This is a genomic window from Marinomonas sp. IMCC 4694 (assembly GCF_008122525.1).
Taxonomy (GTDB): domain Bacteria; phylum Pseudomonadota; class Gammaproteobacteria; order Pseudomonadales; family Marinomonadaceae; genus Marinomonas.
Genome location: NZ_VSRV01000001.1, coordinates 1,929,810 through 1,953,543, shown reverse-complemented (window position 1 = coordinate 1,953,543; position 23,734 = coordinate 1,929,810). Strand labels below are relative to the sequence as shown.

18 protein-coding genes are annotated in these 23,734 nt (G+C 44.6%); 13 read left to right on the top strand and 5 right to left on the bottom strand.

The window, feature by feature from the left end:
* Position 1 precedes the first annotated feature (1 nt).
* From sbcB to FXV75_RS08825, 12 genes are all read left to right on the top strand, one after another.
* The gene (gene sbcB / locus FXV75_RS08880) at positions 2–1,456 is read left to right on the top strand and encodes an exodeoxyribonuclease I (RefSeq protein ID WP_148832633.1); all 1,455 of its coding nucleotides are present in this window, start codon (positions 2–4) and stop codon (positions 1,454–1,456) included.
* A gap of 9 nt (positions 1,457–1,465) precedes the next feature.
* Positions 1,466–2,503, top strand: a complete 1,038-nt coding sequence (locus FXV75_RS08875) for an AI-2E family transporter (protein WP_148832631.1) — start codon at positions 1,466–1,468, stop codon at positions 2,501–2,503.
* Positions 2,504–2,661: 158 nt separating this feature from the next.
* Positions 2,662–4,554 carry a DEAD/DEAH box helicase gene (locus tag FXV75_RS08870; RefSeq protein ID WP_148832629.1) on the top strand — a complete coding sequence of 631 codons (1,893 nt, stop codon included), beginning with the start codon at positions 2,662–2,664 and terminating at the stop codon, positions 4,552–4,554.
* Positions 4,555–4,759: 205 nt separating this feature from the next.
* A complete protein-coding gene (pyrC, locus tag FXV75_RS08865; protein ID WP_148832626.1) occupies positions 4,760–5,791 on the top strand; it encodes a dihydroorotase in 1,032 nt (343 codons plus the stop codon).
* Positions 5,792–5,925: 134 nt separating this feature from the next.
* A complete protein-coding gene (locus FXV75_RS08860) occupies positions 5,926–6,783 on the top strand; it encodes a 2Fe-2S iron-sulfur cluster-binding protein (protein WP_148832624.1) in 858 nt (285 codons plus the stop codon).
* A gap of 51 nt (positions 6,784–6,834) precedes the next feature.
* Positions 6,835–8,100, top strand: coding sequence for an exonuclease subunit SbcD (gene sbcD / locus FXV75_RS08855; RefSeq protein ID WP_148832622.1), 1,266 nt, complete (start codon positions 6,835–6,837; stop codon positions 8,098–8,100).
* Complete coding sequence (locus FXV75_RS08850) at positions 8,097–11,825, top strand: AAA family ATPase (protein WP_148832620.1); 3,729 nt, start codon at positions 8,097–8,099, stop codon at positions 11,823–11,825. Before sbcD ends, FXV75_RS08850 begins: the two co-directional genes overlap by 4 nt.
* Before the next feature lie 286 nt (positions 11,826–12,111).
* Positions 12,112–12,837 carry a septum site-determining protein MinC gene (gene minC / locus FXV75_RS08845; RefSeq protein ID WP_148832618.1) on the top strand — a complete coding sequence of 242 codons (726 nt, stop codon included), beginning with the start codon at positions 12,112–12,114 and terminating at the stop codon, positions 12,835–12,837.
* A 60-nt stretch (positions 12,838–12,897) separates the two neighbouring features.
* The gene (minD, locus tag FXV75_RS08840; RefSeq protein ID WP_148832616.1) at positions 12,898–13,707 is read left to right on the top strand and encodes a septum site-determining protein MinD; all 810 of its coding nucleotides are present in this window, start codon (positions 12,898–12,900) and stop codon (positions 13,705–13,707) included.
* 1 nt (position 13,708) lies between these two features.
* Positions 13,709–13,966 carry a cell division topological specificity factor MinE gene (gene minE, locus FXV75_RS08835; protein WP_148832615.1) on the top strand — a complete coding sequence of 86 codons (258 nt, stop codon included), beginning with the start codon at positions 13,709–13,711 and terminating at the stop codon, positions 13,964–13,966.
* Between the two features lie 24 nt (positions 13,967–13,990).
* Positions 13,991–15,175, top strand: a complete 1,185-nt coding sequence (locus FXV75_RS08830; protein WP_148832613.1) for a cytochrome-c peroxidase — start codon at positions 13,991–13,993, stop codon at positions 15,173–15,175.
* A 103-nt stretch (positions 15,176–15,278) separates the two neighbouring features.
* The gene (locus FXV75_RS08825) at positions 15,279–16,331 is read left to right on the top strand and encodes an aldo/keto reductase (protein ID WP_148832611.1); all 1,053 of its coding nucleotides are present in this window, start codon (positions 15,279–15,281) and stop codon (positions 16,329–16,331) included.
* A 163-nt stretch (positions 16,332–16,494) separates the two neighbouring features.
* Here FXV75_RS08825 and fusA read toward each other — a convergent pair whose 3' ends face one another.
* The 5 genes from fusA to FXV75_RS08800 form a co-directional block, all read right to left on the bottom strand.
* Positions 16,495–18,591 (bottom strand): elongation factor G, encoded by a 2,097-nt coding sequence (gene fusA, locus FXV75_RS08820; RefSeq protein WP_148832609.1) that lies wholly within the window; start codon positions 18,589–18,591, stop codon positions 16,495–16,497.
* A 183-nt stretch (positions 18,592–18,774) separates the two neighbouring features.
* Positions 18,775–19,944: a cation:proton antiporter gene (locus FXV75_RS08815; protein WP_148832607.1), complete on the bottom strand. Its 1,170-nt coding sequence runs from the start codon at positions 19,942–19,944 to the stop codon at positions 18,775–18,777.
* 21 nt (positions 19,945–19,965) lie between these two features.
* On the bottom strand, positions 19,966–20,634 hold the full coding sequence (locus FXV75_RS08810) for a TIGR04211 family SH3 domain-containing protein (RefSeq protein ID WP_148832605.1): 669 nt from the start codon (positions 20,632–20,634) through the stop codon (positions 19,966–19,968).
* A gap of 124 nt (positions 20,635–20,758) precedes the next feature.
* Positions 20,759–21,235: a DUF934 domain-containing protein gene (locus FXV75_RS08805; RefSeq protein WP_148832603.1), complete on the bottom strand. Its 477-nt coding sequence runs from the start codon at positions 21,233–21,235 to the stop codon at positions 20,759–20,761.
* Positions 21,219–22,880: a nitrite/sulfite reductase gene (locus FXV75_RS08800; RefSeq protein ID WP_148835304.1), complete on the bottom strand. Its 1,662-nt coding sequence runs from the start codon at positions 22,878–22,880 to the stop codon at positions 21,219–21,221. Before FXV75_RS08800 ends, FXV75_RS08805 begins: the two co-directional genes overlap by 17 nt.
* A gap of 249 nt (positions 22,881–23,129) precedes the next feature.
* Here FXV75_RS08800 and nfuA point away from each other — a divergent pair, with 249 nt between their 5' ends.
* Entirely contained in the window at positions 23,130–23,711 is a 582-nt protein-coding gene (gene nfuA / locus FXV75_RS08795; RefSeq protein ID WP_148832601.1) for a Fe-S biogenesis protein NfuA, read from the top strand.
* Positions 23,712–23,734: the final 23 nt, after the last annotated feature.

The following is a 23,734-nucleotide window of genomic DNA, read 5'->3' as shown; positions in this document are numbered from 1 at the left end:
TGTGACCTCATTGGGCCCAACCTCTTTTTTTTGGTTTGATTTTGAAACAACGGGAACGGATCCAGCGCGAGATCGTCCCATGCAGTTTGCTGGTATCAGAACCGATCTTGAGTTCAACCCTATTGGCGAGCCAGTGATGTTTTATTGTCGTTTAGCGGAAGATATTTTGCCGCAACCCGAAGCATGTTTGTTAACGGGTATTAGTCCGCAAGATGCGAATCGAGAAGGGTTGTGTGAAGCTGAGTTTATGCAAGCGGTCGAGGCGGAGCTGTCTTTACCAGGGACCTGTGCATTGGGATATAACTCGATCCGCTTCGATGACGAGGTAGTACGCTATGGCTTTTATCGTAATTTCATTGATCCCTACGCTCGGGAGTGGCAAAACAACTGTTCTCGCTGGGATATTATAGACTTGGTGCGTATGACGTATGCCATGAGGCCAGAAGGTATTGTGTGGCCTAAAAACGAAGACGGGCAGGTGTCAATGAAACTGGAAGCACTGACCAAGGCAAACAGTATCGCTCATGAGCAAGCACACGATGCTTTGTCTGATGTGTATGGCACGATAGAAATTGCCAAGCTTATTCGCGCTAAGCAACCCAAATTATTTCAGTACTATTTTAAAATGCGACAAAAACAAGAGCTTCAAAAATTTATTGATATTGTGAAGTTGAAGCCTTTTTTGCACGTTTCAGGCATGTTTGGTCAAGCTAAGTACTTTTCGGCCTTTGTTGTGCCTATTGCCCCGCATCCGACAAATAAAAACGGTGTGATTGTGTTTGACCTTATGTCCGATCCGCAGCCATTACTTGACTTAAGTGTGGATGAAATCCGTCATCGAGTGTTTACTCGACAAGATGAGTTAGGGGGAGTTGATAGGTTGCCGCTGAAGGTAATTCACTATAATAAATCGCCTGCTGTGGCACCTGCCACTTTTTTAAAGGATGCAGAAATTGTTAAGCGTCTTGCGTTAGACGGTGAGGTGTGTCGTAAAAACTTAGCGTTAATTAAAGGGCATGCCAATTTAGCGGCTAAATTAAGCGATGTTTTTGTTCAAGAAGATCGTGTGATTCACAAAGATCCAGATGTCATGTTGTATTCCGGTGGTTTCTTTTCCCGTGAAGATAAGGCGAGAATGGATACGATTCGCTCAACTCCAGTGGATTGTTTATCCGAATTGGCTTTGTCGTTTGATGATCGTCGTTTACCTGAAATGTTAATGCGATACATTGCACGCAATTATCCAGATCAGTTGACTGAGCAACAAGGCGTTGAATGGGAAGAGTATCGCCAACTTCGTTTACTCGACAAAGACGGCGGAGGTTCTATCACGATGGAAGAGTATTTTGTGCGCTTAAATGACATTGCTCAAACACCGGATTTGTCGCAAGCAAAGCTTATTATGCTGCAGGATTTGTCCGACTACGCCCAAAGTATTTATCCAATACCTTTATAAGGAATAAGCATGAATGAGCAGCACAAGGGTACACATTGGTTAGTGGGTTTTGCCGCCTTTATTATCATAATTGCCGGCTTAAAAGCCGCTTCGCAAATTGTTGTGCCATTTATGTTGTCGGTGTTTATCGCCATTATTTGCGCCCCAGCGATGGCGGCATTGCGCAAGCGGGGTTTTCCTACTTGGTTGTCAATTTTACTAGTCGTTTTATTGATTCTTGTGAGTTTGGGGTGTTTGGCAGTGTTGGTTGGCGCCTCCTTAGATAACTTTTCTAGTCAGTTGCCCAATTATCGAGTGCGTTTCGGTGAAGAAATGGCGGGGGTTGTTGCTATTATTAATGGCTTTGGTCTGCACATATCTTATGATCAGATAAGAAGCTACATTGATCCCTCTGCGCTCATGCAGATGGTGGCAAACGCATTAAGAGGGTTAGGCAGTGCATTAACCAATCTTGTATTGGTGGTAATGATAGTGATTTTTATACTTTTTGAAGCGGTCGAGCTGCCGAAAAAACTGTCTTTAGCATTAACGGATGCGTCTAAGTCTATGGATAAAGTGACGTCTTTTATTCAGTCAGTAAATCGCTATTTGGTGATAAAAACCTTGGTGAGTATGTTGACAGGCCTATTGATTACCACAGCGATGTGGCTGTTGGGAGTGGATTTTCCAATCTTATGGGGCGTGTGTGCCATGTTGTTAAACTTCGTGCCAAACATCGGCTCGATTATTGCGGCGGTGCCTGCGGTGTTGCTTGCCTTTGTTCAGTTGGGCGGGCTGTCAGCAGGATTGACGGCAGGGGCTTTTTTGGCGGTCAACTTAGTGGTGGGAAATATCATTGAACCCAGATACATGGGTAAAGGTTTGGGGCTTTCCACTTTAGTGGTTTTCTTGTCTTTGCTCTTGTGGGGGTGGGTGTTTGGGCCGGTAGGAATGTTGCTGTCAATCCCGCTGACCATTATTGTTAAGCTGGCATTTGAAGCTAATCCACGTTTGCATTGGTTGGCGATTATGATTGGGTCAGAAAGAGAGATTTCAGAGCTCGATTGAAAAGTGATTAAATAGGATGCAACAATCTATTTTGTCATACTGCTAGCGTATTTTTCTTTTTTTGTATATACTTCTCCATCAGTTTTTCTCTGAGAATCTCATTAAGGCATGTAAATGGTTACAGGCCTTATCCTCATCAAAAAAAGGTACTAATTTACATGTCTGACGCTGATACTCAGCCTACATTTGATTCGTTGGGCCTAATCGCCCCTGTTCTTAAAGCGGTTGCTGAACTAGGTTACGAGCAACCATCTGCTATCCAAGCGCAAAGTATTCCATATCTATTAGAAGGTCGAGACCTTTTGGGGCAAGCGCAGACGGGTACTGGTAAGACAGCGGCGTTCGCGCTTCCGTTGTTGTCTCGCATAGATGTTACAGATAAAACAACGCAATTACTTGTTCTGGCTCCTACTCGTGAACTGGCTATTCAGGTTTCTGAAGCATTTCAAACGTACGCTCGCCACCTTCCAGATTTTCACGTGTTGCCTATTTATGGCGGCATGTCATACGACACTCAACTTCGTCAGCTAAAACGCGGTGTTCAAGTGGTTGTCGGTACACCTGGTCGTGTAATGGATCACATTCGTCGTAAAACATTAAAACTGGATGGCTTGAAAGCGCTGGTTCTTGATGAAGCCGACGAAATGTTGCGCATGGGCTTCATTGATGACGTTGAATGGGTTCTGGAACAAACACCTCCTACTCGTCAAATCGCGTTGTTCTCGGCCACCATGCCAGCCGTGATTCGCCAAGTGGCTAACCGCCATTTGAACAATCCGAAAGAAGTAAAAATCGTTACCAAAACGTCTACTGCGATGACGATTACTCAAAAATACTGGCCAGTAAGTGGCTTGCATAAGCTTGATGCTTTGACGCGTATTCTTGAGATGAACGAACACGACGGTATGATCATTTTCGTGCGTACTAAAGCGGCAACGGTTGAATTGGCTGAAAAGCTCACCGCTCGTGGCCATGCTTGTGAAGCATTGAATGGCGATATTAGCCAGAATTTGCGTGAGCGTACGGTTGATCGCATCAAGAAAGGTCAAATTGACATCTTGGTCGCCACCGATGTTGTAGCCCGTGGTTTGGATGTTGAGCGTGTCAGTCACGTTGTCAACTATGATATTCCATACGATACTGAGTCTTACGTTCACCGTATTGGCCGTACCGGTCGTGCGGGTCGTTCTGGTACTGCGATTCTATTTGTTGCACATCGTGAGCGTCGTATGTTGCAAGCGATTGAGCGTGCAACGCGTCAGCCTATCGAAAGCATGACATTGCCAACGGCGTCTGACATCAATGCACATCGAGTTGAACGCTTCAAACAGCGTATTACTGATGCTATGGACAATGAAAACCTTGATTTCTTCCTAGAGCTTGTTCAGAGCTACCAGAAAGATAACGAAGTGGATCCGTTGAAAATGGCCGCTGCGTTAGCGCACATGGCTCAGGGCAAAACACCTTTGTTGTTGTCTGAAATGGAAGTTCGCCAAGAGCGCAGAGAGCGTCGCGATGATCGTGATGGTTCTCGTGGTGATCGCGGCGATCGCGGAGACCGTGGTGATCGAGCGCCTCGCGAACGTAAAGTTCGTCCTGTTACCGCAGAAGCGATGCCGTTAAAAGACGATCCAGATACGTCCATGACGCGTTATGTTGTTCAAGTTGGCTACAGCGATGGCGTCAAGCCTGGCAACATTGTAGGCGCGATCGCCAATGAAGCAGACATTGAAAGTCGCTACATTGGTCACATTGAAATCTATGAGGACTTTGCAACCGTAGATTTGCCTTCTAACCTAAGCGGTGAAGCGTTAGGTAAATTGGGTAAAACACGTATTTGCGGTCAGCGTACGGACATTGCTAAGCTGGACAATGCCGATGAGTTGAATAAGCGTGCCGCGGCACCGTCTACTCGTAAGCGTCCAGCAGGCGGTGATCGTCGTCCATCTAATTTTGGTGACCGTAAGCGTTCTCCGGGTGGTCGTGATGGAGGTCGCAGTGATAACAATCGCGGTGATCGTCGTCCAAGAGCGCCACGCAAAGACAGCTAAGTTTGGTTAACCCGATGTGATGATTTAAAAAAGCCGAACCCTTTACAGGTTCGGCTTTTTTGTACTTAAAAAAAAGGGGCTTTGTCGGAATGCTTTTGTTGGGTTGCTATGACCAGCTTGCTGTATTCTGGTACTATGTTTTAATTATTTAACGGTCATATTTTAATTATTTAACCATTGAAACACTCAACTATAAAGGTCAGTAATGAACGAAATTACTATCACTAAGCCGGATGACTGGCATTTGCATTTTCGTGATCAAGACATGTTACTTGAAACGGTTCCTGCTACAGCGCGTTGTTTTGAGCGTGCGGTTGTCATGCCTAATTTGGTGCCACCTGTCACGACAGCAGCATTGGCGTTAGCGTATCGTGAGCGTATTTTAGCGGTGCGTCCTGCGCACAGTACCTTTACACCAGTAATGACTATTTATCTCACTGATAAGACCAGTGTGCAGGACATTCAAGATGCGAAAGCGGCTGGTGTGCTGGCGGCTAAAATGTACCCGGCTGGTGCGACAACCAATTCAGACTCCGGCGTAAATTCCCTCGAGTCTTTGTATCCTGTATTTGAGGCCTTGGCTGACAACGACATGCTGTTGTTGATTCACGGTGAAGTAACTCAAAAACACATTGATATATTTGATCGAGAAAAAGAGTTCATTGATCAGCACATGGTCAATATCGTGGAGCGTGTTCCCCATTTAAAGGTGGTATTTGAGCATATCACGACCAAAGACGCGGTTGATTTTGTGTTGGCCGCCCGTGATGGTGTCGCCGCAACGATAACACCACAACATTTGATGTTGAATCGTAACGACATGCTGGATGGCGGTATGCGTCCTCATAATTATTGTTTACCAGTGCTTAAGCGCAGCACCCATCAAGAGGCACTTCGTGCTGTGGTTCAGTCTGGATCGTCAAAGTTTTTCTTAGGAACAGATTCAGCACCTCATACGAAGCACCGAAAAGAGTCTGATTGTGGTTGCGCTGGGTGTTATAGCGCCTGGTCCGCTCTTGAGTTGTACACGCAGGTATTTGACGAACTTGATGCACTAGACAAATTAGAAGGCTTCGCGAGTTTTTATGGCGCGGACTTTTATGGTTTGCCACGCAACACAGAAACGGTCACGTTAGTGCGTGAATCGTGGGAAGTGCCTTTAAGTATTACCTTACCAAATGGCGAGCCTATTGTGCCTTTCTTTGCGGGTAAGCCAGTTGCTTGGAAATTGAAGTGAAAAGGTGTTAGCCGTCAGATCGATTATCATAGATAGTTAATTCTGGCGTGTTAACGATAAAACCGAGTTCAAGATGGATTCGGTTTTTTTATGGCCAGCGCTCTTTAGTAGAGTAACATAACAAGGATGAAGTGATGGGTTCTGACGTTGTAACAGTAGAAATGAATAGCACGTGTTTCGAGCTGCCGTATGGCGAAAATTTGCTTGAGTCTTTGCTAAATCAAGGTGCGTTTGTTCGTCATGGCTGTCGAGCGGGTGTGTGCGGTGCGTGTCGCCTTTATGATCAACAGAATTGTGACTCTATTTTGTCTTGTCAAACATCGGTTATGTCGGACATGTCGTTAACGACTCAGACGCCGTCTGCGTCTTCTGTCTTTACTGTTTTATCCAAGCGTACACTGAGTGATTCTGTGGTTGAGCTAACATTGCTGGGGCCAAGTGATGAGTCTTTTGGTGACCGCGTGTCGGTGTCTTTTTCTGTTGAAGACGAGTCTGTCTTTACCGATTGTATGGCGCTGAATCAAGCGGGTTCGCCTCTAGTCGTGTTGATTCAAAAAGCGGTGCTGTCTGCCCTTGCATGGCAGCAGGTGTTGTTGCTGACGGAGAATGCTTCGATCAATGTGACCTTGTCATCTGGGGTTCGAAAAGGGCGTTTGCTGTTCGAAATGGACGTTGCAGAGTCGCCCGTTGTGGTGATTTCTTCCTCTAGTAATGGCGTGTTTGAATCGTATTGGCGTGATGCCTTGGTGGATTGTTCGGTTCAGTATTTGGGGTGTTTTTCTTTGCTGTCGAATGATAAGCCAAACCAACCCAAACCGAGTGTTAGTTTGACCGATGACGCTTTTATTGCGTTTCTCAGTGACGCGCTTGCCAATGCAGGAAGTGGTGTTTTACAGATTATTTATCATGGTCAAAAAATCTCAGCGAAAGATTGGGAACAATCGCTTCGTCCTTTGAGGATTCGAATGAATCAGTTGCATTTTGTTCGTTAATTTTATTAGACCTTTTTTGGCTTTGTGCTTTGTATTTATTGGATTTTATTAATGAAAATTCTTCACACTTCTGATTGGCATCTCGGTCAACACTTTATGGGAAAATCCCGCCGAGATGAACATAAGGCATTGATTGATTGGTTGTTGGCGCTGGTGGACAGCGAATCGATTGATGCGGTGATTATTGCGGGTGATATGTTTGATACAGGATCACCGCCAAGTTATGCGCGTGAAATGTACCATCAGTTGGTATTAGACATGAAAGCGCGTCAATGTCAGTTGGTCATTGTGGCGGGTAATCATGATTCAGTGAGCATGCTGAATGAATCAAAGAGCCTGCTTTCTTACCTAGATACGCAAGTGTCGAGTCAGGCAAACCTTGAAGACTTAGCGTCTCACGTGATTGCGCTAAAAGATAAAAGTGGTGAAGTAGCGGCTTGGGTTTGTGCGGTGCCGTATTTACGACCAAAAGACGTTATGAAAAGCATTTCTGGTCAGTCTGAGCAAGATAAAAAGCTGGGGTTATTGCAGCACATTGGCGTTTTTTATCAGCAGGTGTATGAACTTGCCTGCGAGAACAATAAAAGCCTCAAACAACCTGTGCCGATTATTGGAACCGGTCATTTAACCGCAATGGGCGGGCAAGTGAGCGAGTCGGTGCGTGATCTTTATGTTGGTACGCTTGAAGCCTTGCCAACGTCGGTTTTCCCTAAATTTGATTACCTTGCACTTGGGCACATTCACCGTGCGCAGGCGATTACCAAAGATGGTCATTTTCGCTACAGCGGTTCACCGATTCCATTGAGTTTTGATGAGTTGGGTCGAGAGAAATCCTTGGTTGTTATTGATACGGAAGCGTTTGCTGAACAAGGGCCCGCGATGGATCTTTTTGACGAGAAACAAGAGCCGATTCAGCTTCATACGATTCCAACTTTTCAACCTATGCAAAGTCTAAAAGGCAACCTTAAAGACGTATTGAAGCAGATAGACAAATTAGCAATTATTGACGGCACGATGCTTTGGTTAGAAGTCACGGTGATTGCGGACGAATACTTAAGTGACGTCCATAAACGATTGGTCGAAGCTATAGAAGGCAAGTCTATCGAGTTGCTTCGAGTCATGCGAAAAAGCGCCGTGGACACAAAAAAGGCGGCGTTTGAATCGCGTCAAACCTTGTCTGAATTGACCGTGAAAGAGGTGTTTGAAAAAAGCTTACAAGGCAACGCAGACATTGACGAAGAAGAAAGCGTGATCTTAACCAATTTATTTAATCACTGTTTGATCGAGATGGAAGACAGCCAGGAGAAGCAAGTATGAAAATTTGTAAGCTTCGACTGAAAAACATCAATTCCTTAAAAGGTGAATGGGAAATTGATTTCACCAAAGCGCCGTTTGACGATGCAGGTGTCTTTGCCATTGTCGGTCCAACGGGCGCGGGTAAATCCACGTTATTGGATGCGATCTGTTTGGCTCTGTACCACGAAACACCAAGGCTCAAAGTCTCGCCGAGTCAGAATGAGTTAATGACACGCCATACAGCAGAGTGCTTGGCGGAGGTTGAGTTCGAAATAAAAGGCAAAGGCTATCGAGCGTTTTGGGGGCAACGTCGTGCGCGTGGAAACAGTGATGGTAAATTGCAACCAATGACGTGCGAGTTGTGTGAGCTAGACGGCACTATTATCACCACTAAAATTAACGAAAAAATCGATAAAATTGCTGAAATTACCGGGTTGGATTTTTCACGCTTTACCAAGTCCATGTTGCTCGCTCAAGGGGGTTTTTCGGCTTTTTTGAATGCTTCCGCCAATGACCGAGCGGAATTACTGGAAGAGTTAACGGGCACAGAAATTTACGGACAAGTGTCTAAATGGGTGTTTGAAAAGCACAAAACAGAACGCCAAAAAATTGCGCAGTTGGAAGCGGTTAATGCACAACGTCAACTGATGAGCGAAGATGCACTGCAAGCGCTTATTGAACAAGAAACCAGCTTAGCGGCAGAAGACAAAACCCTATCTGACAATCTAAAGCAACATAAGACAAATCTTGAGTGGCGACAGACAGAATCGAACCTTGTTAAGCAGTTAGTGACAAGCCAGCAACACAATGAGAATGCGATCGCGGCGTTGGCGGATTTCAAACCAAAGCAAGACGCATTAGAAAAGGCGGGTGTTGCGAATACGCTTCGTCCTCAGTATGAAAGTTTGAAAGACATTCAGCGCCGAAAGTCAGACCTTGAGCGTGAACAGTCAGGCGCCTCACAGGAACAGCTTGAGCAAAGTAAGGTGATTCAACAGCTTGATCTTCATACCGAGAACGTCAAGCAGGCATTTGAAACGCAAACCCAACTATGGGACGCGCTTAACGAAGACATTGCGAACAGTATTCAGCCGTTGGTTTCTCGTCGAGAGAGCGTCAATGAGCAACTTACAGAGATCAATCATCGACGTAGTACGATTGAGCAAAAGCACCTCGAAAGTGTGAATGCGTTAGCTCAGCAGAAGCAAAAACACCACGAAAGCACATTGGCTTGCGAAAACAATCAGCCGCGTTTGGCTGAGTGGCAAGCGCCAGAGCAAATAGAAGCACAGCTGTCGAATTGGCAATATCAACAATCGTCTATTCAGACTCAAGATCAAGCGTTGACTCGCATCGCCACGGAGGTGTCGTCTGCGCAAGTGGCGCTTGATTCTGCGCTGAATACCTTTGCGGCGAGCAAAGTGGCATTAGAAGCGCAAACTCGTCATGCAGCGGCGCTTGAGCAACAAGTGAAATTGGTTGTTGACGCGTTTCATTCCCTGTCGTCTGGGCGCGATTTGAATGAATGGCAAGATCATTTTCGGGGCTTGGAAGGCAGGCAGCAAAAAGCCGCTGAGCTAGTACAGCGCTATGAGTCGTATCAAGGTAAACACCAACAAGTTCAGCAGATTGATGATGCCATTCAGGCATTAGTGGCTCAGCTTAGTAAGCAAGGCGAGCAGTTAATACAGCAAAGACAAACCTACAAAGAGAAACATGCGCATTGCATGGATCTGGCCAAGTTGGTGGACGCTGAGCGACATATTGTGTCGTTGAACGAATTACGGCAATCATTGGGCGAGCATGATGCTTGTCCTTTGTGTGGCTCCCATGAACACGACCTTGACCAAGCGTTGCATCAAGCGGTGAATGTCGAAAATCAAACGCGGTTGCAGCAATTGCAATCTGAACTGGATGCATTGGTGCAAGCCGGGCAAGCACTCAAAGCCGATCAAAAGGTTGTCGAACGCGAACAGGAAATGCGCCACGATCAGCGAGACGCGTTGATAAAAGAATGCTCGACCACAGAGAGCGAATTGTTGTCGATGTTAAATGATTTGATGTCTTTAACAAATGTGAGTGGAAGCGAACCGCTGAAAGTGTTTGACGCGGCTAGAATGTCTTCTTGTGTGTCCGACATTCAGCAAGCGTGGCAGGGCGTGCTTGAACTCAATCAAGCGGTGTTGGAAAAGCACCAGCAGCGAACTGCGTTGGAGCAAGAATTCACCAGCGCCAACACGCAAATGCAGCAGATGGTGCAAGAACTTCAGCAACTGGAGTTTCAGGGGCGCTCACTTCGTCAAACGCTGGCATCAAAGCAGTCGGAATATCAAAAAATAACCATTGAGAAAGACCGTATTGAGCAGGCGCTGATGGCTTCTATGAGCGCGTCTGGTGTGCCTGAGCGTTATCTGGCGTCACCGCTGACGGAGTCCTTGTCTGCATTGCAAATGTCCTTGCAATTATGGCGAGACGCGAAAGTGAATCATGATGCGCATGTGAAGCAAATTGAACAGCTTGGTTATGAAATTTCGGTGCTAGAAGAGTGGTTGAAAGAAGGCGAGGCTCAAGTGAATGAAGTCACGCTAAAGGCAAATACGTTACGTGATGAATGGGATAAAATTGACGCGGCATTGTTTGATAAACTGGCTGGAAAATCCTTGTCGGACGTACGATCCGATGCGCAAGCCGCATTGGCAGGAAAACGAATAGATTATGAAACGGCGTTGAAAGAACGAGAGCGCATACAGGAAGCATTGACGACGTTATCAGCGACGTTAAAAGCTCTTGAAAAATCCTTAGCGGCGTTGCGTAAAGAGTGGGAGTCGGCGGACTCTGCTTGGCAAGTTGTGCTGAAAGAAAAAGGTTTTAGTGACGAAAGCGCCTGGCAACGGACGTGTTTGACAGACACTGATCTGGCTACTCTGAAAGAGATGTCTGTCGCCTTGAAGGACACGATGACTCGACAAGCGGCTCTGCTAATGCAGGCGGAAGACGCTTTGCTTGACCATAGAAACCAAAAACCGACGAACGAGTTGATTGGCATTGGTTTGTTGGGGAGTGATTCGCTCGATGAGCTGGTGGCTTTGGTCGAGACGTTTGAGGTTCAACGACAGCAGTTAAATCGACAGCTGGGCGAGGTTTCACAGAAAATACGGGAAGAACATCAACGGCGAGAGCAAGCCAAAGCGTCAGTAGAGGAATTGAATAGAATACGAGATGAACTGATTCATTTAGGTCGTTTGAATCATTTGATTGGGTCGGCAGACGGTGCGAAGTTCCGTCGTTTTGCACAAAGTCTCACGCTGGATCATTTGGTGTATTTAGCCAACCAGCATTTGGGTATTTTGCATCGTCGTTATCAGTTAATGCGCAATGAAGAAGTGTTGTCGTTGTTGGTAGTAGACACTTGGCAGGCGGATGTATCACGAGATACGAAAACCCTCTCAGGCGGTGAATCTTTCCTTGTTAGTTTGGCGTTGGCGTTGGCGTTGTCAGACTTGGTGTCTCATAAAACCAGCATTGATTCTCTATTTTTAGACGAAGGCTTTGGTACGTTAGACAGCGAAACGCTGGAATCCGCGCTGGACGCGTTGGATAATTTGCATTCTTCCGGTAAAACCATCGGGATTATCAGTCATATTAGTGCGCTGAAAGAGCGTATTCCGGTGCAGATAAAGTTAACCAAGCAAAGTGGTTTGGGTGTGAGTCGTCTTGGTGCTGAGTTCTTGGTGTCATTAAATTAAGCGCTAGGCAGATAGAAAGTTAGTAAGGTGTTGAGAGAAATGGCGTTAACTCCATCATATTGCAAGGGTTTAAGTATAATGCCACGTATTCTTTCGTTCATTATTGGATGTTTTACGTTATTCTTAGTGCCTTGTGTTTATAAATAAATTTCATGACATTGGCGGGGTCGTTTTATCTATGTGCCTGTGTGTTGATGTCATTTAGCAATATTGAAGTGAAGGTCGTAAATTCACCATAGTTGGATTCTATTTAGAATCATTAAAGGTCAAATAAAGGACAGTTTGCATGACAGACTCAGGCTTCCAGCTTAAAGGAAGCGTTGTTACAACCATTTTACTCGAGATTCAGTCCTTTTCTTTAGAGGATATTGTGTATCATTTAAAATTGAAGATTGAGCAAGTGCCGTATTTTTTTAACCAGGCGCCGATCATTATTGATCTTTCAAAAATGAAGCGTGGCATTACTCTTGAGCAATTTGAAACCCTTGTCCGCTCGGTCAGTGAGTTGGGGTTGGGGGTTATTGGTTGGCGTTGCGATCCTGATAACTTCCCTGCATGGAAAGCCTCTGCTTTACTCCCTTTGTTGCCAGCGAGTAAAGCGAGGGCCATCGCACCATCGGCTAATGTGAAGGCAGAGATTAGCCCTGATGTAGTGGTTAAAACGGTTGTTGAAGAGCGCCTTGTGCCACAAGTCACCAAAGTGATCACTAAGCCGATTCGATCGGGTCAGCAGGTCTATGCAGAGGGGGATTTAATTATTCTTGCTCAAGTAAGTGCGGGAGCTGAAGTGTTAGCTGACGGTAATATCCATGTGTACGGCGCCCTCAGAGGGCGAGCCCTTGCAGGCGTGAAAGGGAATACGGAGGCACGTATTTTTTGTCGCAGTCTGGAGGCGGAGTTAGTGTCAATTGCCGGTAATTTTATGCTAATGGATGCACTTCAAAAAGTGGTTTGGAAAGAAGGCGCGCAAGTGTTTTTGGCTGAAGACAGCTTAGAAATTGCACCGATTTAACGTACATTTTTCATTTTATAATTGGATAAACTCTATCAGAGTGTATCGGGGGAGTTAGAATTGGCTAAAATTATAGTAGTCACCTCAGGCAAGGGCGGCGTCGGCAAGACAACCTCCAGTGCAGCCATAGGAACAGGTATCGCACTGAAGGGTCATAAAACGGTTATTATCGATTTTGATGTGGGTTTGCGTAACCTTGATTTGATCATGGGTTGTGAGCGACGAGTCGTCTACGATTTTGTTAATGTCATTAATAAAGAAGCAACCTTGTCGCAGGCGTTGATCAAAGACAAACGTACGCCAGGTTTGTTTATATTGCCAGCTTCTCAAACTCGCGACAAAGATGCGTTAAGTGTTGAGGGGGTTCAGCAAGTTCTGAACGATTTGGCAGAAGACTTTGATTACATTATTTGTGATTCGCCAGCTGGGATTGAAAAAGGCGCTCAAATGGCCTTGTATTTCGCTGACGCGGCGATCGTTGTGACCAACCCAGAAGTTTCTTCTGTGCGTGACTCTGACCGTATTTTAGGGATTCTTCAAAGTAAATCTAAGCGTGCTGAAGAAGGGCGAGAGCCCATTGAAGAGCATCTTTTGCTGACCCGTTATCACCCTGGACGCGTGGCGTTGGGTGAAATGTTGAGCGTATCGGATGTTGAAGATATTTTAGCTATTCCGCTTATCGGTGTGATTCCTGAATCAGAAGCGGTTCTAAAAGCGTCTAATCAAGGGACGCCGGTGATTCTTGATACGGCTTCTGAGGCTGGCATGGCTTATATGGATGCGGTTGATCGTTTGATGGGTGAGGAGCGTCCTTTACGCTTTTTAGACGTTCAGAAAAAAAGTTTTATTAAACGTTTGTTAGGAGGTTAAAGTGGGAATTTTTGATTATTTTAAGACTAAAAATGTACCCAGTTCCGCCTCTGTAGCGAAGGATAGATTGCAAATAATCGTAGCCCATGAACGCACTAAGCGTCACCAACCTGATTACTTACCGCAAATGCAGCAAGAAATTATTGATGTGATTCGTAAGTACGTCAATATTGGCAGTGAAGATGTTCATATACAGCTCGACAATACCGATGACTGCTCAGTGCTTGAGTTAAATGTAACATTGCCAGAGCAGAATTAATATTTTTGAATGGTTAAAGTCAAAATGATGCGTGCTTCTGTTTTTTGTTCTGCTATTTGTTTGTTGCTGGTGGCCTGTAGTGAACCTAAGCAAACGGTTAAGCAAATCAAGGCGGCTGATGTATCAGCTGAGCTCCCGGTTGCTTTTAATGACCCTAAGGCTCTTCTGGGGGCGCAATTGTTTTTTGATGTCAATTTATCAAAAGAACGCAATCAGTCTTGTGGTACGTGTCATGATATTGCCAATGGATTCGTTGATAAGCGTGAGGGAACGATGTTTGGCGCTGTTTCATTAGGCAGCGACATGCGTTCAATGGGAAACCGGAATACACCGTCCGCAGCTTATGCGGCTTTTTCTCCTGCTTTTCATCAAATGCCAAATGGCGAATATCGTGGTGGTCAGTTTTTAGATGGACGTGCTACGAGTTTGACTGAGCAGGCGAAAGGGCCTTTTATTAATGCTGTTGAAATGGCGCTACCAAGCGGTGCGTCAGTGGTTGAAAGAGTGAAAGAAAACGCCCGATATCAAGAGGTTTTCAACTCACTTTACGGTGAAGGGGTTTTAAGCCAAGCAGACAAGGGCTATACCGCGATTGCTGATGCGATCGGCACTTTTGAAAAAACCGCCCTGTTTATGCCGTTTGACTCTAAGTACGATCGTTCCCTTCGTGGGGAAGTGAAGCTATCGCCCGAAGAAGAGTTGGGTAAAACCTTGTTTTTCTCTCAACAATTTACGAACTGTAATGCGTGCCACCAAGTAAGCTCTTCACCGTTAAATAGCCAAGAAACCTTTACTAATTACGAATATCGCAATATTGGTGTGCCTGGAAATCCGAATTTAATTGCATTGAATGGTCATAAAACAGACCTTGGTTTGTTTGAAAACCCTTTGGTTGATGATCGAAAGCAAGCGGGTAAGTTCAAAGTGCCTTCTTTGCGCAATGTGGCGGTGACAGGCCCGTATATGCACAATGGTGTGTTCCAAGATTTGCGTACGGTTGTGCTTTTTTATGATAAATACAACAATCCCAAGCGCACGACAAACCCAGAGACTGGCAACATTTGGAATGTTCCTGAAGTGGCTGATAATATTGATTTAACAACGCTACAAATAGGGCCTGCTCTAACAGAACGAAGAGTAGATGCCATTGTTGCGTTCTTAAAGACTCTCACTGATAAGCGCTACGAATTCCTGTTGTTAGCAGAATAGTGCTTCAGTATCGGTAAAAATAGCAAGTATGAATGTTTTCGGTTGTGTCTATGATGCACTGCTTTATCTGTTTCTATGCAGCCGTTTATTTTGAGGATAAAAAATGAAATATGTACCACTGGGTCGAACGGGTCTAGACGTTTCTCGCGTGTGCTTAGGCACAATGACATGGGGAACTCAAAATACTCAAGCGGATGCGGATGCTCAAATTGAATATGCTTTAGAGCATGGCATTAATTTTATTGATACCGCAGAAATGTATTCTATTCCACCGAATGCCGAATCTTACGGTAAAACAGAAACCATCATTGGTGATTGGCTGTCTCGTCATCCTGAGCGGCGCGAAGAGTTTATTCTTGCGACAAAGATAGCGGGTCCTGGTCTAAAGTATGTCCGCGGTGGAAGTAATATTTCTGGGAAGACAGTTGTTGATGCGGTTGATGCCTCTCTAAAGCGCTTAAAAACAGACTACATCGACCTTTATCAGCTTCACTGGCCTAATCGCTCGACACCGCACTTTGCTAAGCATTTTCCTGGTGCTATTCGCTTTACGTCATTAGATCGCAAAGATCAGTCCGATCAGATGTTGGATATTCTGAAAGGTTTAGACGCTTGTATTAAAGCCGGTAAGATACGTCATTTTGGTTTATCTGATGACACAACATGGGGGATCAATGAGTTTCTTCGACTTAGCGATCAGCACAATTTGCCTCGAGTTGCGTCCATTCAAAATGAGTTTAGCTTACTGCATGCAAAAGATTGGCCTTATTTGATTGAAAATTGCGTGCATGAAGACATTGCTTATCTACCGTGGTCAGCATTAGCAGCGGGTGCGTTAACAGGAAAGTATTTAGATGGCGCACGCCCAGAAGGAAGCCGTTGGACGTATTCTCAGCGCAATGGCATTTTTCGTGATACACCACTTGTTGATAAGGCTGTGAAGCGATACCTGGAGGTTGCTAATAAGTATGGTATGACTCCGGCACAGTTAGCGTTGGCATGGTGTAATCAGGTAGATGGTGTTAGCTCTACAATCATTGGTGCCACCTCTTTGGATCAGTTGAAAGAGGATATAGCAGCGTTTGACATGACTTTATCTGAGGCGGCTCTAGTTGATGTGATGGGAGTTTTTAAAGACTATCCTGTGCCATTTTAGCGTTAGCCTCTTTATTGCCTATGAACTTAAAAAGTGCTACGGCGCTTTTTTTGTGTCTGCAAGCTAAAGGGTGAGGCAAGGTAAGCGTTTCGTTTACCTCGGTTAATAAAAAACCCGATACACAATGTGTATCGGGTTTTTTAGAACAAAAGTAAGCGATTAATTATTTATCTTTACGCTCACGTTCTTTTTTCTCTTTAACAGCAGCGATCACAGTTTCAGCTACGTTTGAAGGGCATGGTAGGTAGTGAGAGAACTCCATAGAGAACTGACCACGACCTGAAGTCATCGTACGAAGAGTACTGATGTAACCAAACATTTCAGAAAGCGGTACGTCAGCTTTGATGCGAACACCAGTTAAGCCTTTCTCTTGGTCTTTGATCATGCCGCGACGACGGTTAAGATCACCGATAACATCACCCACATGATCATCAGGCGTGAACACATCCACTTTCATGATAGGTTCAATTAGCTGAGGGCCTGCTTTAGGAACGGATTGACGGAAAGCGCCTTTCGCCGCGATCTCGAAAGCAATCGCAGAGGAGTCAACCGCGTGGAAGCCACCATCATACAATTCAACTTCAACGTCTAGTACTGGGAAGCCAGCTAGAACGCCTTCGTTCATCATAGACTTAAAGCCTTTTTCAACCGCTGGGAAGAACTCTTTTGGTACGTTACCACCTACAACAGAGGAAGTGAACTTAAAGCCAGTACCTACCTCAGCAGGTTTAATACGGTAGTCGATTTTACCGAACTGACCAGAACCACCAGACTGTTTCTTGTGTGTGTAGGTATCTTCAATCGCTTTAGTAATGGTCTCACGGTAAGCAACCTGTGGTTGACCAACAACTAGATCAACACCATAAGTACGTTTTAGGATATCAACTTTGATGTCAAGGTGAAGTTCACCCATTCCGCGAAGGATAGTTTCGCCGGAATCAATGTCTGTTTCAACTCGGAACGTTGGATCTTCTGCCACCATTTTGCCGATCGCAATACCCATTTTCTCGTTACCACCTTTATCTTTTGGTGTAACAGAAATAGAGATTACTGGCTCAGGGAACACCATGGCTTCAAGCGTACATTCATGTTTAGGATCACAAAGAGTGTGTCCAGTCTGTACGTTTTTCATGCCGACAATGGCAATGATATCACCCGCTTGTGCAGAGCTGATCTCATTACGATCGTTTGCTTGCATTTCTACCATGCGGCCTACACGTTCAGTTTTGCCCGTGAAGCTGTTTAGAATGGTGTCACCTTTGTTCAGTTTACCCGAGTAAACGCGTACGAAAGTTAAGGCACCGAAACGGTCATCCATGATTTTGAACGCTAGAGCTCGGAAAGGTTCATCAGCAGAAACGATGGCTTTTTGACCGTTAGGATTACCTTCTTCATCAGTAAGATCTTGAGGTACAACATCCGTTGGGTTGGGTAGGTAATCAATAACAGCATCAAGAAGTAATTGCATGCCTTTGTTTTTGAAGGCAGAACCACAGTAAGTCGGGAAGAATGCAAGATCACGAGTACCAGTACGGATACAGCGTTTGATGTCTTCCATAGAAGGCTCTTCGCCATCCATATAAGCCATCATCACGTCGTCGTCTTGCTCAACCGCTAACTCAAGAAGCTTTTCACGGTATTCTTCTACTTGATCAACCATGTCAGCTGGAACATCTTCAACACTGTAATTTTCTGGTTGGCCAGAATCATCCCAGATGTAAGCTTTACGACTTAGCAGATCTACAACACCGCAGAATTCATCTTCAGTACCGATTGGAAGTACCATGATAAGTGGTGTGGCACCCAGTACTTTTTGAACTTGCTCAGTAACACGGTAGAAACTCGCACCTAAACGATCCAATTTATTTACGAAGATCAAGCGTGAAACTTCAGAATCGTTTGCGTAGCGCCAGTTGGTTTCTGATTGTGGTTCAACACCACCAGATCCACAGAATACACCGATACCGCCATCAAGAACTTTTAGTGAACGGTATACTTCTACAGTGAAGTCAACGTGTCCAGGTGTGTCGATAACGTTAAAACGGTGATCTTTCCAAAAACAACTTACAGCCGCAGATTGGATGGTAATTCCGCGCTCCGCTTCTTGTTCCATGAAGTCAGTCGTTGATTCACCCTCATGTACTTCACCGATTTTGTGGATCATACCGGTAAGTTTAAGAATACGTTCTGTGGTGGTGGTTTTGCCCGCGTCAACGTGAGCAAAAATACCGATGTTTCTGTATTTTGATAAGTCAGCCATTACATTACTCTAAATAAGTTAGGACGAAATTTGCGCGTTAGTATACAAGACTTTTTACGTTTATAGCCAAGTATTTCGCGCTATTCTATTATATTTTATGGGTTCAAAGAAAGGGGAAAGAGAAAAGCATTTTGTAAATGCACTTCCTCTTTCTTTTATGTTTCATAAAAACAGCGTTGACTGTCAGTCTCGACGCAATTTATCAGAAATGGCGATGGGGTTAGGAAAGTTTAAAATCACAATGTAAGTGGATAAAGCAAAAGTTAAAATAGCAGTTGCTTGAATGACGTGGGACGCTTCTGTGCCTATTAGGCCTATATTGGCCGCCAAATAGGCAATTAACAGGGAAAATTCGCTGACTTGACCTAAACGAAAACCGACTTCCCATGAAGTGCTGGCGTCCTCCTTGATTCCTTTAAGTAAATACCGGAATACCACGGGTTTAATCAAAATAGAACTGATTGCCAATATAAGAGCAGGGGCAATAACTAATCCAAGCAAGGATAAATCAAAGCTTGCACCTATTGTGAAGAAAAATAAAATCAGAAAAAAGTCTCTTAATGGCTTTAAGTTAGTTGCAATGTACTGCGATATTGGGCTTGTGGCTAAAGTGATGCCTGCAATGAAAGCGCCCATCTCAGCAGACAGCCCAGCGGTTTCTGCAAAAACGGCCATTGACAAACACCAGCCAATCGAAACAAGAAAGATGTATTCGTGAAAGCGATCAAATCGAGTAATTAATTTTAATAAAACGTATTTTACAAAAATAAAAGCGCCAAATATTAATAGCGGAAGGCTAATAAGTGGCTTTATAAACTGCATGACGCCGTTACTACTTGTTCCTGAAAGGCTGTAAAGCACTAGGAGTACGGCGATCGCGATGATGTCTTGCAGCAGTAACAGCCCGACAACTAGTTCACCGGTATGCTTGTGATGAAGTGCCGTTGTAGGTAGCAGTTTTATACACACAATGGTGCTGGAAAACATCATGGCAATGCCAATGATGAAGCTTTCAGTGTTGGTGTAGCCGCAAGCAATAGCAATCGTGTAGCCCAGAAAAGCAAAAATCACAGAGCTGAGTAGGGCGATCCATGACGCTTTTTTTAACATGTTGATAAGATGGCTTGGCTGCATGTCTAGGCCAAGTAAAAACAACAAGAAAATGATGCCAATATGGCTCATTTCGTCCATGAGCTTTGGTTCGTCTATGAGCGACAGCACCGATGGGCCAAACAAAACGCCTAATGCAATATAGGCGATAATCATGGGCTGTTTGGTATAAAGAGCGATGGACGCAACAACAGCGGCTCCTGCAAAAATAAGAAAGAAGGAGTGTACTATTGATGCTTCCATGTCATTTTTTCCTTTTTTTTGTTAAGACCAAGATCCAGTGTTATTTTTCTTTCGACGCATCAAGGGCAGAGATATACCAAGAAAAAGCCCACCCAATAATGTTGCTACGCCAATCATAAACCATTTTTGTTCTGTGGTGTTTTGGAGTGCGTTTAGTTGTGCCGTCGCATTCATAGCTTGCTGTTTGAGGCTTTCAATCTGATAAGAGACATCACTGTTCTGAGAAACAATTATTTGAGCGCGTTTTGTTAGCTCGCTGGCTTCTTCAAGTTGTTGTTTTAGTGCGTCATTTTCCTCTGACATCGAGGCGTTTGTATTATTTAGTTCTTGCACAGTTTGTTGTGTTGTCGTTAACACGTCAGCGATACTGTCTCTGTCTTCAACGCTTTGCTCTAACCGGCTCTGTAAGTTTAGAATTTGGTCTCTGCTGACCATGTCTTCACTTAAAAAATAATCGGCGACCCAGCCTTCATTGCCACTGGGTGTTCTTACTTTGGTGTAGCCATCACTTTGTTCTATTAATTGTAATGGGGTGCCGCTTTTGAGGCCTCGTTCGACTGCTCTTGTGCTGTTGTCTTGTCCTTCTCGAATGGCAACAAACTGGATGTCTGATATGTATACGGTCGCAGAATGCGCCGTCGTGCAAAGTAGTGTGCCAACAATTAGGCTAATGATACGTTTTTTAGACACCTTTGATTCCTTCAGCAATAGATCACTTTATTCTGTTTAATACGATAATCATGAGGCGTTCAATACGCAATAGAAAAAGGCCATACGAATGGCCTTTTATAAAGTTTTGGGTCAGATGATCTTTCTATCTTCGCAAAAAAATTGGTCTAGGATCAGAAACATCGCCTTGGTAAGCAATCGAAAAGGGTTTGTGAAGCTCAAGCGCCTTTTCCAAATTGACATTGTCATTGAACTGGAAGCTCGTAAAGCCAACACGTAATAAATAACCAAGCTGGTCGGGAATGAAATGCCCTAGAGCTCTGATTTCACCATCATATTGACGTCTTTCCCTTAATAGTCTTGCATAGCTAAAGCCACGACCATCAGCGAAAGCTGGGAAGTGTATGCCAATAACGTCAAACTGGTTTAAATCCACGCTATCAAGGCATTCAACGCCGTCTCCAGCATCTAGCCAAATTCCAGCAACACTATTCGAAGCGTATTCTTCACTGAGCCATTGTTTTGCAGAAATAATGGCATTTTTTGTGACAGCTTGTTCAGCATCCTGATGCCAAGTAAAAGTATTGTCGATTATTTCACCGTTCTTAATTAGCTTTGGCATAAGCGGCCTCTTTAAATGGTGTGATGCCAACGCGGCGATAAGTATCAATAAAGCGCTCTTCTTCAGCGCGATTCTCAACATAAACAGTCATAAGTTTCTGGATGACTTGGCTAATCTCCTCTTGTGCAAAGGAGGGGCCAAGGATCTTGCCAATACTGGCATCATGGCCAGATGCACCACCAATTGATATTTGGTAGAACTCTTCGCCTTTTTTATCAACACCTAGTATGCCAATGTTACCAACATGGTGGTGACCACAAGCATTCATGCAGCCAGAGATATTGAGATCAATATTCCCAAGGTCATACAAATAATCTAAATCGCTGAAGGTGTCTTGAATTTGTGCTGCGATCGGGATGGACTTAGCATTGGCGAGTGCGCAGAAGTCGCCACCGGGGCAGCAAATCATGTCCGTTAGCAAGCCAAGTGTAGGAGTGGCAAAGCCCGCTTCTTTAGCGGCGTCCCATAATTCGGCAAGTTTATCTTGACGTACATCAGCCAAAACCAGGTTTTGCTCATGACTAACACGCAGTTCACCAAAGCTGTAAGTATCCGCAAGATCGGCGGCTTTTTGCATTTGTTCCGCGGTCGCATCGCCAGGCGCTTGGCCTGCTTTTTTCAGCGTCAGCGTAACAATGCGGTAGCCTGCTTTTTTATGTACAAAAGTATTGCGCTCGTACCAGCGCGCGAACCCTGCACTTTGAGCAAGTTTAGTCGTTAAGGCTTCTGGTTGGTTGGTCAAGGTATCGTAGGATGGGTCATGGAAAAAATGGACTAGACGATCAAATTCACTCATCGGAACGGTGCTTTCATTCCCGCGTAAGTGCGCCCACTCCGCATCAACACGAAGACGAAACTCTTCAATGCCAAGCGCTTTCACGAGTATCTTGATGCGTGCTTTGTATTTGTTGTCACGACGTCCATGTTGGTTGTAAACACGAATAATGGCGTCTAAATAAGTGAGTAGGTCAGCGCGAGGAACAAATTCGCTAATAGTTACACCGACCATTGGTGTGCGACCAAGACCGCCACCGACAATTACCTTAAAGCCAATCTCGCCGTCAGCGTCTTTTTTGATGTGTAGGCCAATATCGTGAACTTGCGTCGCAGCACGATCAGCCGAATCGGTAGCATTGACGGCAATTTTAAATTTGCGTGGCAAGAAAGCGAATTCTGGGTGAAAGGTTGACCATTGGCGAATAAGCTCGCAGTAGGGGCGAGGATCAACGACTTCGTCTGCGATAACGCCGGCGTACTGATCGGTTGTTGTGTTACGAATGCAGTTACCGCTCGTTTGTACAGCGTGCATTTGTACTGTTGCCAATTCGGCTAAAATATCAGGAACGTCTTCAAGTTTGGGCCAGTTGAGTTGCAAGTTTTGGCGTGTACTAAAATGCCCATAAGCTTTGTCATAGCGGCAACTGATATCCGCTAGGGTGCGAAGTTGGGTGCTTGTGAGCATGCCGTAAGGAATAGCGATACGAAGCATTGGTGCATAGCGTTGGACATAAAGGCCATTTTGTAAACGCAATGGTAAGAACTCTTGCTCGCTTAACTCTTTGTTAAGGTAGCGGCGTGTTTGATCGCGAAATTGTGCTACACGCTCTTCAACAAGCTGTTGGTCAATGGCGTCGTATTGATACATAGTGGAATAAACCGTGGTTGATAAAGTTAAGTTTTTTAATGATATCAAAAATCCTTTATTCTAAAAATGAATATTTATCTATATCTTTAGCGTTTTTTCTAATAAGGCTTATTTAAAATTCTGCTTTATACACCCTCACAAAAAGATAAAGGAAAAATACCCTACTTTTTTACTTGGTCTTTGGCTTTGCTGTTTTTCTGCGGTAATATGGCGTTATTGACCGTTATATAGATTGAGAAAAGGGTTGTTATGAACATTACAATTACGGATAGTGCCCAAGAATACCTTTCTTCTTTGCTTGAAAAACAAGATGTTGAGGGAATTGCAGTACGAATTTTTATTCAGCAGCCAGGAACGCCGCACGCAGAAACATGTCTGGCGTATTGCCGACCTGATGAAGTAAATGAAGCAGATGAGATTTTGAATCTGCCTAAATTAAAAGTCTATATCGAAAAGAATTCGATCAATTTTCTTGATGAAGCATTTGTGGATTATGCGACAGAGAAAATGGGAGGGCAGTTAACGATTAAGGCGCCTAACGCTAAAATGCCTAAGGTTACTTCTGACAGCCCGATAGAAGATCAGATCAATTATGTGCTCTATTCTGATATTAACCCAGGATTGGCGGCTCATGGCGGTGAAGTAAGTTTGCTCGAAGTGATTGATGGTCAAGTAGCTGTGTTGAAATTTGGCGGGGGGTGTCAAGGTTGCAGCGCTGTGGATTTGACGCTTAAAGAGGGCGTTGAAAAGACGCTAATGGAGAAGGTGCCGGGCCTCACAGCCGTGAAAGACTCAACGGACCATACCGTAACTGATAACGCATTTATGTAAATATAAATAAAAGACAAAAAAGG